The following is a 10,585-nucleotide window of genomic DNA, read 5'->3' as shown; positions in this document are numbered from 1 at the left end:
GAGGGTGGGGCTGCGGGGGCGGGACGGAGAAGCCCGGACCCCAGGACTGCCAGGACACGGCGACGGGGTGCCCGGCGGAGCGACCCGCGACGCCGGACGACGTTCCACCGCCCCCACCGGAGACAGGGACTCCGCCGCCCGACACCGGCCCCACCGAGACACCACCTCCCGACAAGCAGCCTCCACCGCCGCCCGCGTCGGGCGCGACGCTGTGGCTGGACACGGAGGGCTCTGCTCAGGACGACCTGGCGCTGGACCTGGCGGTGGACGTGTCCGGGGACCTCTTCAGCGCGGCGGTGCACGGCTACGACGACCTGGAGGACCGCGCCCCCACGGACGACTCCGTGCAGTTGGTGCTCACGCGCCGCACGGGGACGGGCCAGACGTTGTGGACGCACACCTATGACGTGCGCACGGCCTCCGCTCCCGCGGAGCTGCGCGCCGCGGTGCATGCCCGCGTCGCGGCGGACGGCGCGGGCGGCCTGCTGGTGGCCGGCAACCTCCAGGGCATCGTGGACCTGGGCACGGGCAAGCTGGGCGATACCGGCGGCGACGGCGCCTTCGTCGCGAGGCTGGCCGCGGACGGCGCCACGCTCTGGGCGCACGCGGTGCCGGCGGCGCTAACGGTCGCAGACGTGGCGGCGGACGCCCAGGGCCGGCTGTACGTGGCCTATACCGCGCCGGGCAGGGTGGACCTGGGCGGGGACGTGAAGGGGGCCAGCGCGGGCGTGGCGGTGTTCGCGGCGGACGGCACTCCGGAGCGGTCCATCGCCGTGGGCAGCGCGGAGTCCGAGGGCGCGGGCACGCAGCCCCTGGCGCTGGCGCTCGCGGCGGACGGCAGCGTGGCGGTGGCGGGGCGCTACACGGGCACGGTGCGCTTCGGCTCCACCAGCACGCAGGCATCCGGGGCGGGCAGCCCGTTCGTCGCGCTCTACCGCGCGAACGGGGCGCTCGGGTGGGCGAAGGTCCGGCCGGGCGTGAAGGGCACCGCGCGGGGCGTGAGCCGGGGCGCGGCCGGCGAGGTGGTGGCGGGCGGTGACTTCCAGGGCGCGTTCACCTGGGGGACCACGTCGCTGAAGGGCCCCACCCTCCCCAGCGCCTTCGTCGCGGTGACGGCCGCCGACGGCACCGAGCGCTGGGCGCACGACCTGGGCACCGACGCCCAGGTGCAGGGCGTGGCGGTGCACGCATCCGGCGAGGTACTGGTGGCGGGCTACACGTACTCGTGGCTGGAGGACGGCACCACGGGCCAGGACGGCCTGGGTGCGGCGCAGCTGTTCACCCAACGCTTCGACGCGGCGGGACAGCCCCTGGCATCGCGGCTCTTCCTGGGAGCGACTCCGGAGGCCCGCGGCGAGCTGTACGGCGTGGAGGCGGTGCCGGCGGTGGCGCTGCTGCCGGACGGCGACGCGGTGCTGTACGGCCACACCGACCGCGCCACCGACTTCGGCATCGACAAGCTCAAGCCGCTGCGCGGCGACATCTTCCTTCTGCGGGTGAAGCACTAACCACCCGCGAAGCAAGGCAGCGGACACGGGCCCGGCTCACCGCCGGGCCCGCGCCATTTCCAACGGAGGCCGCGTCAGCTTCCGATTTCGACGTTCTCCAGGACACCGAGCGCGTCAGGCACGAGCAGGGCCGCGGAGAAGTAGGTGCTCACCAGGTACTCGCTGATGGCCTTGTCGTTGATGTCCATGCGGCGCACGGAGAGGCCCGGCTCGACCTCGTCCGGCAGGCCCGTGTGGTGCAGGCCGATGACGCCCTGGTCGTCCGCCCCGGTGCGCAGCACGAGGATGGAGCTCGTGAGCGTGTTGGAGATGGGAATCTTGTCGCAAGGCAGGATGGGGACGCCGCGCCACGCGTTCAGCTTCTGGCCGAGCACGTCGACGGGCGTCGGGTAGAGGCCCCGGCGATTGCACTCCCGGCCGAAGGCCGCGATGGTGCGCGGGTGGGCCACGAAGAAGCGTGACTTGCGACGGCGCGACAGCAGCTCGTCCATGTCATCCGGCGTCGGCGGGCCACTGCGCGTGTTGATGCGCTGCTTCAGGTCCGCGTTGTGCAAAAGCCCGAACTCACGGTTGTTGATGAGCTCGTGCTCCTTGCGCTCCTTCAGCGCCTCGATGGTCAGCCGCAGCTGCTCCGCGGTCTGGTTCATCGGGTCGTTGAAGAGGTCCGCGACGCGCGTGTGCACCCGGAGGATGGTCTGCGCCACGCTCAGCTCGTACTCGCGGGGCTTCAGCTCGTAGTCCACGAAGCCACCCGCCAGCACGGGCTCGCCGTGGTGGCCCGCGGTCAGCGGGATGGCGGCCTGCCCCGACTTGTCCTGGGGCTTCTTCAGGCGCGCCTTGTACCGCGCCACGTGGGCGCTCAGCGCCGGGGCCTGGAGGATGAGCGCCTCGAACACCTGCTGCGGCAGGGACATCACGATGCAGGCGGTGGTCGCCTTCACCGTGAAGGGCCACACGTCGTTGGACTCCACCACAGCCTGATCGCCGAAGTGGTCACCGTCCGCGAGCGTGTCCAGGACGACGGGGTCGCCGTACTTGCCCGTGCCCAGCTTGGACGCCTTGCCGTGGGCGATGAGGAACACGTGTTCGGCGGGCTGGCCCGCCTCCACGATGGACTCCCCGGCCTTGTATTCCTTCTGCACGAAGCGGCTCGCGAGGGCGCGGACGGTCAGGCCCTCCTCGTCGCTGTCGAAGCCGCGCAGCAGCGGCAGCTTGAGCAGCTCCTGCGGGATGACCTCCACCTTCGCGCCGATGTTGCTGAAGTTCAGGCGGTCATCGCCCGCGGAGTAGGTGAGGCGCCGGTTGACGCGGAACACGCCGTTGGTCTGGACCCACGGCAGCATGCGCAGCAGCCAGCGCGGGGTGATGCCCTGCATCTGCGGCTGGGACTTGGTCGTCGTCGCCAGCTGGCGGGCACCGGCCGTACCCAGGCTGGAGTGCTCGGTGTCACCGGTGTTGATGATGGGATTCGCCATGAAGAGTCCTCGGAGGTTGCGTGGGGCCTGGAACTACGAGCGACCGATTTCGACGCTCTCCAGGATGCCCAGCGCGTCCGGCGTGAGGACGGCCGCGGAGAAGTAGGCGGTGACCAGGTAGTTCATGATGGCCTTCTCGTTGATGCCCATGAACCGGACGTTGAGGCTGGGCTCGATCTCGTCCGGGATGCCCGCCTGGTGCAGGCCGACGACGCCCTGGTTCTTCTCCCCCACGCGCATCAGCATGATGGAGCTGGTGCGGGACTCGGTGACGGGGATCTTGTTGCAGGAGACGATGGGGATGCCCCGCCACGCGGGAATCATGTTCCCGTTCATGTCGATGCTGGTGGGGTAGATGCCCTGGCGGTTGCACTCCTGGCCGAACGCGGCGATGGCGCGCGGGTGGGCCAGGAAGAACGAGGGCTCCTTCCACACGGTGGCCAGCAGCTCGTCCATGTCGTCCGGCGTCGGCGGGCCGCGGCGGGTGTGGATGCGCTGCTTCAGGTCCGCGTTGTGCAGCAGGCCGAACTCGCGGTTGTTGATGAGCTCGTGCTCCTTGCGCTCCTTCAGCGCCTCCACCGTCAGCCGCAGCTGCTGCTGCGTCTGGTTCATGGGGTCGTTGAAGAGGTCCGCGACGCGCGTGTGGATCTGCAGCACGGTCTGCGCGACGCTCAGCTCGAACTCGCGGGGCGCCGTCTCGTAGTCCACGTAGGTGCCGGGCAGCACCGGCTCACCGTGGTGGCCGGAGGCCAGCTCGATGGCGGCCTGGCCGGACGTGTCCTGCTTCTTCTTCGAGAGGGCCTTGAACTCCTCGATGTGCTTGTGGAGCGACGGGGCCTGGGCCACCACCGCTTCGAAAGCGGACTGCTGGAGGATGAGCGCCGTGACGGGCGTGACGGCCTTCACCGTGAACTGCCAGAAGTCCTGCGACTCCAGCAGCGCCTGGTAGCTGTAGTGGTCGCCGTCCGCCAGCGTCTCCAGCACCGTGGGCTCGCCGTACTTGCCGGCGCCGATGCGGTTCACCTTGCCGTGGGCGATGAGGACGATGGAGTCCGCCTCCTTGCCCGCCTCCGTGAGGATGTCCCCGGCCTTGTATTCCTTCTGCACGAAGCGGCTGGCGAGCGCCGTGAGGACCTCCACGTCCTCGTAGCCGCGCAAGAGCGGCAGCTCTCCCAGCTCCTGCGGGATGACCACCACCTTCGCGCCGGTGCTGGTGAACGTCACCCGGCCGTCGCCCACCGCGTAGCTCATGCGGCGGTTGACGCGGTAGGTGCCGCCCGACACCTGCACCCACGGCAGCAGCTTCAAGAGCCACCGGGAGGAGATGCCCTGCATCTGCGGTTCCGACTTGGTGGTCGTCGCCAGCTGGCGCGCCGCCGCGGTCCCGAGGCTCAGTGAGTTCTCATCGTGCGTCTTGGAATTGGACATGGGTCAGCCTTCCCTGAGTTGAAGAGTTGAAAAAGTCAGTGCCTGCGTGATGCCTTCAAGAATCGGAGCGCGCGCGCTTGAACAGCTCGGCGACGCGCGTCGCGGCCATGCCCAGGCCGGCGAGGTTGCCCGTCTTGAGCTTGGGGGTCGCCGCGTCGCGCAGCTCGGCTTCCTTGTAGCGGTCCACCGCCGCGTGCCACATGGGGATGCCCGCCATCCACTGCTGGAGCTGCACCACGTACTGGTGGAGCTTCTCCTGGGCCTCCGCGTCCAGGTCGAAGTTGCGGATGATGACCGGCAGCTCCTTCTCGACCAGGTGCTCGAACTGCTTCATCCGCGCCGTCATCAGGTGGTTCACGACGAGGACGGCCGCGTCCTTGTCCACGTCGAGGAACTTCTGGACCACCAGCACGCCGTTGTTGAGCTCGCCCTCGAACTCAATCTCCTTCTGGTAGGAGAAGATGTCGTTGACGAGGCAGGCGTAGTCCGCGGCCGAGTTCTCCAGCCCGCGCAGCGTCCGGGTCTTGAAGACCGCCTCCGGGATGGCGTCGCCCTTGGACAGCCGCGACAGGCTCATCGTGAGGTCCGAGCCGAACGTCTTGCGGCGCATCTCCACGTAGTCCACCGGGTCCGGCACGCGGTTGATGAGCTGGTTGTTCAGCTCCCAGATCCAGCTCTCCGTCATGTCCTGGATGGCCTTGCGGAACAGCTTGCGCCCGTAGGCGGAGAGCGGGCCGGCCGTGCGCTTCCACAGGTCCGCCAGTCCCACCTCCACCGGGTTCAGGGGCACCGCGGCGTTGGCGGCATCCACGTCGTCCGGCATGAACTGCGTGAGGCGCGCGTTGAACAGCTTCGCGCCCGGCATGTCGCGGGTGTAGCCGTAGAGCGCGGGGAAGTAGTCGTCCGCGTAGGTGCCCCACACAAGCCAGCACGCCGTCAGGTCCAGCTGTTCAGGGGTGGCGTCCGGGTGGATGAGCGCGCCGCAGAGGGCCACGTCCGCGACGTCGAACTTGTGGTCGTCCCAGATGTAGAGCCCCACGCCGGGCAGCTCGTCCAGCATCCCCATCCGCCGCGCCCAGTCCTTGGAGTTGCGCCGCGCGCGCTCCAGGTGGGGGCTCAGGTAGGTGCTGTACGGCATGTAGAACTTCGGCAGCTTCACCGGACCCACGTGCTGACGGGGCACGTGGGAGAAGCTCTTGATGCGGGTGAGGCCCAGCCCGCCGGACGTCAGGGGCAGCCGCAGCGCGGACATCCCCAGGCCGGTGGGGAGGGGAATGACCAGCTCCCGCCCCTCGCGGCCGGCGGTCTGGTTCATGTAGCGGTTGGAGCGCATGTGCCACTCGTGGCCGCCGGACTGCCAGTCCTGGAGCCCGCGCAGGTACAACAGCACCTGGGCCTGCTCCGCCGGGTTCAGGCCGTACTCCGCGAAGAGCCAGGGCAACTCCGTCGCCGCGGTGGTCTCGAACTGATGGAGCCGGGACGTCAGCAGGTCGTTGACCAGGTCCGCAGCGCGCTGCGTGTCGCAGTCGAGGAACTTCTCCACCACCAGCACGCCGTTGGAGAGCTCGCCCTCCTCCAAAATCTCCCGCTCGTAGGAGAACAGGTCGTTGCGCAGGTGCACGGCGTCAGAGAACGTGTCCTTGAAGACGCGCATGGGGCGGCTGTGGACGACGCGGGCCGGAATCTCAGCGACGGCGTGCTCCACCAGGTCCGACGACCAGGGCGCCCCACCGACCTTGCGGCGCATCTCGATGTACTCGACGGGGTTGGAGACGCGGGCCTCGCTGATGTTCTCGATCTCCCACATCGACTCATCAAGCAGGTGCTGGGTGTTCTGGAAGAAGCGGCGGCGCCACTCCATGGACATGGAGGGCACGGTGCGCTTCCACAGGTCCCAGAGCCCCCGCTCCACCGCGTTGGTGGGCTCCGGCGGCGTCTGGGAGAGGTCCAGCGGCATGAACAGCGGGAGCCGGTCCAGGTACGCCTGACCGCCCGCGATGTCCCGGGAGTACTTGAAGACCTCCAGGAAGTGGTCGTCGAAGTAGAAGACCCAGACGTACCAGTCCGTGATGAGGTCCAGCTCCGCGCTCGGCGCCTCCGGGTGCGTGTACGCGCAGAGCAGCGCGTAATCCATCCCGTCGAAGCGGCGCTCGCTCCAGACCTCCTTCTGCGTCCCGTCCCGGGGCGGGCCCAGGATGCCCATCTCGTACGACCACGCCTTGGTGTGCGCGCGCGCCGCTTCGAGATGGGGATTCAGGCGGGCAGGCCAGGGGACGTAGAAGTCCGGCAGCTCGAAGGGTTGTTTGTGTCGCGCCTTGGACATCCTTGCACCTCGTTGGATCCGCGACCCTTCTAACGGTGTCGAGAACCCAACTCCACGCACAAGGCGCAAAGCGGGAAAAATTCTATTTCCTTGTGAATTAGGAATATCCCGCCCATCACGGGCCACGGCCCCGCAGCGTGGGGAGCGCGCATCCCGGGCACGGGATGGCCACCTCCCCAGCGCGAACGGCGCGCTAGCGGCGCGTCGAGCGGCGCGACGGGCTCTTGCGAGCGGTCGTCTTGCGCGCGGTACCGCCACGCTTCGCGGTGCTCGTCTTGCGCGCGGTGCGGCCCGCGGCGGCGCGACGGACCGGCGACTTGCGGGCCCCACGCTTGGCGGTGGCCTTCTTCGCGGCGCCACGCTTGGCGGTGGCCTTCTTCGCGGCACCGCGCTTGGCGGCACCCTTCTTCGCGGCGGGACGCTTGGCAGCGGCCTTCTTCGCGGTGGTGCGCTTCGTGGTCGCGCGCTTCGCGGCGCCCGTGCTGCGGCGGGGCGAGGCCTTGCGCGCGCTCTTGCGCGAGCCAGAGGAGCGGCGGCGCGACGGCGTGGCGGACGTCGCCTCACCGACAGGCTGCGCCGTGTTGGACTGCGACTGGGTCTCGTTCGGGTCCTGCACTCGGGTCTCTGCCGTCATCAACTACCTCCAGGGGGTTAACGCCCTGGATGGTACGCGCATCCACGCGAAGTGCACGCATGCACGCACGCGCAGATGCACTCCACCCAACGAATGTGCGCGCACCAGCGGTCCGCGCGAAGCCGAGAATCCGGCCCCGGAGCGCACGGTGGAGACCGCGCCGCTACGCCGCGCCCTTGAGGAACGCGGCCAGCTTCTCGTACGCGACCGCGAGCGGAGGGATGGGCGCGCTCTCGTGGAGCTGGTGCGCCTGCGCCGTCTCACCGGGCCCGAAGTTCACCGCGTCCACGCCCCACTCCCCGAAGCGCGCCACGTCCGTCCACGCCTGCTTCGACGCGGCGGGAAGTCCCGTGAGCGACATCAGCCGCTGGAAGAGCGGGTTGCCCGCGGCCACCGGTCCACTGGGCGACGCGTCGGTGAACTCCACCTCCGCGCGGCCCGCCACCAGCGCCAGCACGTCCTGCTTCGCCTTGTCCACGCTCTTGCCCGGGGCGAAGCGGTAGTTGAGGTTGAGCTCGAACGCCTCCGGCACCACGTTGCGCGCCCGGCCGCCCTTGGCGAGCGTGGCGCTCAGCACCTCGTAGAAGGGGAAGCCCGCGACGTTCACCTCCACGCGCTCGCGCCCCAGGAGCTCCGTGAGCAGCGGGCCCGCCTTGTGGATGGCGTTCTCCCCCTGCCACGGTCGCGCGGAGTGCGCGCTGCGCCCGGTGAAGCGCACCGTCACCTGCATGCTGCCGACGCAGCCCACCTGCACCACGCCGTCCGTGGGCTCCATCGCGATGCCGAAGCGCACGCGCGACAGGTCCGGCCGCTTCTCGTACAGCGGGATGAGGCCGCTCTCCGCGTAGGCGCCCTCCTCGCGCTCGTACAGGAGGAAGGCCACGTTGACGGGCAGCGCGTCGCGCTTCAGGTCCTCCGCCAGCGCCATCATCACCGCGAGGCCGCCCTTCATGTCGGACGCGCCCAGGCCGTGCACGCGCTCACCCTCGATGCGAGGGGCGCGGCCCACGTCGCCGGGGTGCATGGGCACGGTGTCCAGGTGGCCGATGAGCGCCACCGTGGGGCGGGGGTCGTCCAGCGCGCCCAAAAGCAGCGTGTGGCCTACGCGGAAGACCTCCTGGCGGCGGAAGTGGCGCAGCGCCCAGCCCTCGACGTGGTCCGCGATGGGACCCTCGTGGCCAATGGGGCTGTCGATGCGGCACAACTCGAGCGTTGTCTGGGCGAGGCGGGTGGCGAGGTCGTTGGGAGCCATGCGCGGGACAACATACTCCCCGCCTGATGCCGCTCCCAGGGACCCCGCCCGTCAGGCGCTCCCGTCCGCCAGCTCCTCGAAGGACGTCACGCCGTCCAGCACCGTGAGGCAGATGCACGCGGGCCCCTGCAGGGCCGTGAAGTCGTGCAGCGAGCCGTCCGTCTTCTCCAGCGCGTCGCCCGGCCACACCTCGTGGCCGGAGTCCTCGCGGAAGCCGCCCTCCAGCACCAGGTTCCACTCGCGGCCCTGGTGCGAGTGGCGCGGATAGCGCACGCCGGGCAGCAGGCGCACGACGGCCGCCATCATCCCCTCGCGCGCGGGGCCCGTCTCCAACGGCATCAGCTCCACGCCCTCCACCGGGCCGGGCATCCACTGGTTCGGGTCCGCCATGGACTCCAGCACGGCGAGCGCCCGCTCCCGCGTCACGTCCAGGAACGCGGCCACCTGCTCCGCCCAGCGGGCGAAGCGGCCAGGGCCCTCCATCTGGCGCATCAGCCGGGGAAGCGCGGCGGCCGGAGGCGGCTCCGGGGTGACCAGCTTCCCGAGCGCATCCACGGCCGGCGTCAGTCGGGCCAGCTCCGCCCGGCAGCGCGCACAGCCCTCCAGGTGCCGCGACGCCGCGTCCCGCCGGGCCGGCTCCAGGGTCCCGAGCAGCCACTCGGGAAGGATGTCATCAAGGTGTTCCATGGGATTTGGGGGTGCCTGGGACCGCGTCAGCCACCGTCGTTCTATACGGGGCCCGGGCGCCAGCGGATTTTCTGGCCGTCACACCGGAACCGCGAACTCCCGCAGGGCCGCGTTCAGGCTGGTCTTCTGGTCCGTGGAGGCCTTGCGCTGTCCGATGATGAGCGCGCACGGCACCATGTACTTCCCCGCCGGGAACTCCTTCTCCCGCATTCCGGGGATCACCACGCTCCGGGCCGGCACGCGCCCCTTGTGCACGACCTCCTGGGGGCCGGTGACGTCGATGATCTGCGTGGACGCGGTCAGCACCACGTTGGCGCCCAGCACGGCCTCCTCCTCCACCACCACCCCCTCCACCACGATGGAGCGGCTGCCCAGGAAGGCCCCGTCCTCGATGATGACGGGCGACGCGGAGGGTGGCTCCAGCACGCCCCCCAGCCCCACGCCCCCGGACAGGTGGACGTGGCGGCCCACCTGCGCGCACGAACCCACCGTGGCCCAGGTGTCCACCATGGTGCCCGCGCCGACCCGCGCCCCGATGTTCACATAGCCGGGCATCACCACCGCGCCCCGCTCCACGAAGGCGCCGTAGCGCACGGTGCCCGGCGGCACCACGCGCACCCCGGCCGCCTCCAGGCCCTTCTTCAGGGGCACCTTGTCGTAGAACTCGAAGGGGCCCACCTCCATCACCCGCATCTCCGACACCGCGAAGAACAGGAGGATGGCCTCCTTGACCCAGGCGTTCACCCGCCAGCCTTCCGGTCCCTTCTCCGCGACGCGCAGCTCGCCGGCGTCCAGCCGCGCCAGCGTCTCGCGCACCGCGGACACGGCGTCCGCGTCCTTCAGGAGCGCGCGGTCCGCGAAGGCCGCGGACACCCTCTGGGAGAGCTCTTCGATGGAGGTGGCCATGGGCCCGCGTTCAATCACACTTCAGCGCGCCGCGCCGCTCCGGAAGTCACGCCCGTCACGCGTGCGACGTCCCCGGAAGGAACGCCAGCGGATGGGTCAGTGACAGGATTTCCCCGTGATGCGACCTGTCCGCGGGGACGAGCGGCCCCGCGTCCGCGCGCAGCACCACCGCGCCCTGGAGCACCCGGCCCACGGCGTCCAGGCGCACCTCCTTCCAGCGCCGGGTGAACGGCGAGCGCCGGACATACAGGTGCTCCTGGCCGATGAAGGCCACGTACCCCAAGAAGGTCCCGTCCGCCGCGCGGACCCGCATCCCGCCAATGATGGAGCGTCGTTCGAAGGGCGTGTCGTCGAAGGCCATCGGTCCTCACC

General features: G+C 70.2%; 9 protein-coding genes. 1 reads left to right on the top strand and 8 read right to left on the bottom strand.

All coding sequences use genetic code 11. The features are described from left to right. A partial coding sequence (locus D7V93_RS27770) for an NHL repeat-containing protein (RefSeq protein WP_244237548.1) occupies nucleotides 1-1,508 on the top strand: 1,508 nt, incomplete at its 5' end. Nucleotides 1,509-1,582: 74 nt separating this feature from the next. Here D7V93_RS27770 and D7V93_RS27765 read toward each other — a convergent pair. The 8 genes from D7V93_RS27765 to D7V93_RS27730 all read right to left on the bottom strand — a co-directional run bounded on the left by D7V93_RS27765 (nucleotide 1,583) and on the right by D7V93_RS27730 (nucleotide 10,574). Further along, the gene (locus D7V93_RS27765; protein WP_120646263.1) at nucleotides 1,583-2,983 is read right to left on the bottom strand and encodes a family 2B encapsulin nanocompartment shell protein; all 1,401 of its coding nucleotides are present in this window, start codon (nucleotides 2,981-2,983) and stop codon (nucleotides 1,583-1,585) included. A gap of 33 nt (nucleotides 2,984-3,016) precedes the next feature. Further along, nucleotides 3,017-4,411, bottom strand: a complete 1,395-nt coding sequence (locus D7V93_RS27760) for a family 2B encapsulin nanocompartment shell protein (RefSeq protein WP_120646262.1) — start codon at nucleotides 4,409-4,411, stop codon at nucleotides 3,017-3,019. A 55-nt stretch (nucleotides 4,412-4,466) separates the two neighbouring features. Continuing rightward, nucleotides 4,467-6,734 (bottom strand): family 2 encapsulin nanocompartment cargo protein terpene cyclase, encoded by a 2,268-nt coding sequence (locus D7V93_RS27755; RefSeq protein WP_120646261.1) that lies wholly within the window; start codon nucleotides 6,732-6,734, stop codon nucleotides 4,467-4,469. Between the two features lie 193 nt (nucleotides 6,735-6,927). After that, entirely contained in the window at nucleotides 6,928-7,368 is a 441-nt protein-coding gene (locus D7V93_RS27750) for a hypothetical protein (protein ID WP_147451368.1), read from the bottom strand. A 163-nt stretch (nucleotides 7,369-7,531) separates the two neighbouring features. Then, entirely contained in the window at nucleotides 7,532-8,620 is a 1,089-nt protein-coding gene (dapE, locus tag D7V93_RS27745) for a succinyl-diaminopimelate desuccinylase (RefSeq protein WP_120646259.1), read from the bottom strand. Nucleotides 8,621-8,671: 51 nt separating this feature from the next. After that, nucleotides 8,672-9,307, bottom strand: coding sequence for a cupin domain-containing protein (locus D7V93_RS27740; protein ID WP_120646258.1), 636 nt, complete (start codon nucleotides 9,305-9,307; stop codon nucleotides 8,672-8,674). A gap of 78 nt (nucleotides 9,308-9,385) precedes the next feature. Further along, the gene (locus D7V93_RS27735; RefSeq protein ID WP_120646257.1) at nucleotides 9,386-10,213 is read right to left on the bottom strand and encodes a 2,3,4,5-tetrahydropyridine-2,6-dicarboxylate N-succinyltransferase; all 828 of its coding nucleotides are present in this window, start codon (nucleotides 10,211-10,213) and stop codon (nucleotides 9,386-9,388) included. Nucleotides 10,214-10,268: 55 nt separating this feature from the next. Then, complete coding sequence (locus D7V93_RS27730) at nucleotides 10,269-10,574, bottom strand: hypothetical protein (protein WP_120646256.1); 306 nt, start codon at nucleotides 10,572-10,574, stop codon at nucleotides 10,269-10,271. Nucleotides 10,575-10,585 lie beyond the last annotated feature (11 nt).

Origin of the sequence: Corallococcus llansteffanensis (assembly GCF_003612055.1) — a bacterium.
Taxonomy (GTDB): domain Bacteria; phylum Myxococcota; class Myxococcia; order Myxococcales; family Myxococcaceae; genus Corallococcus; species Corallococcus llansteffanensis.
This window is presented reverse-complemented; position numbering and strand designations above follow the sequence as displayed.

Coding starts and splice junctions, on each gene's coding strand:
- D7V93_RS27765 (WP_120646263.1), bottom strand. CDS start 2,983: ATGGCGAATCCCATCATCAACACCGGTGACACCGAGCACTCCAGCCTG.
- D7V93_RS27760 (WP_120646262.1), bottom strand. CDS start 4,411: ATGTCCAATTCCAAGACGCACGATGAGAACTCACTGAGCCTCGGGACC.
- D7V93_RS27755 (WP_120646261.1), bottom strand. CDS start 6,734: ATGTCCAAGGCGCGACACAAACAACCCTTCGAGCTGCCGGACTTCTAC.
- D7V93_RS27750 (WP_147451368.1), bottom strand. CDS start 7,368: ATGACGGCAGAGACCCGAGTGCAGGACCCGAACGAGACCCAGTCGCAG.
- dapE (WP_120646259.1), bottom strand. CDS start 8,620: ATGGCTCCCAACGACCTCGCCACCCGCCTCGCCCAGACAACGCTCGAG.
- D7V93_RS27740 (WP_120646258.1), bottom strand. CDS start 9,307: ATGGAACACCTTGATGACATCCTTCCCGAGTGGCTGCTCGGGACCCTG.
- D7V93_RS27735 (WP_120646257.1), bottom strand. CDS start 10,213: ATGGCCACCTCCATCGAAGAGCTCTCCCAGAGGGTGTCCGCGGCCTTC.
- D7V93_RS27730 (WP_120646256.1), bottom strand. CDS start 10,574: ATGGCCTTCGACGACACGCCCTTCGAACGACGCTCCATCATTGGCGGG.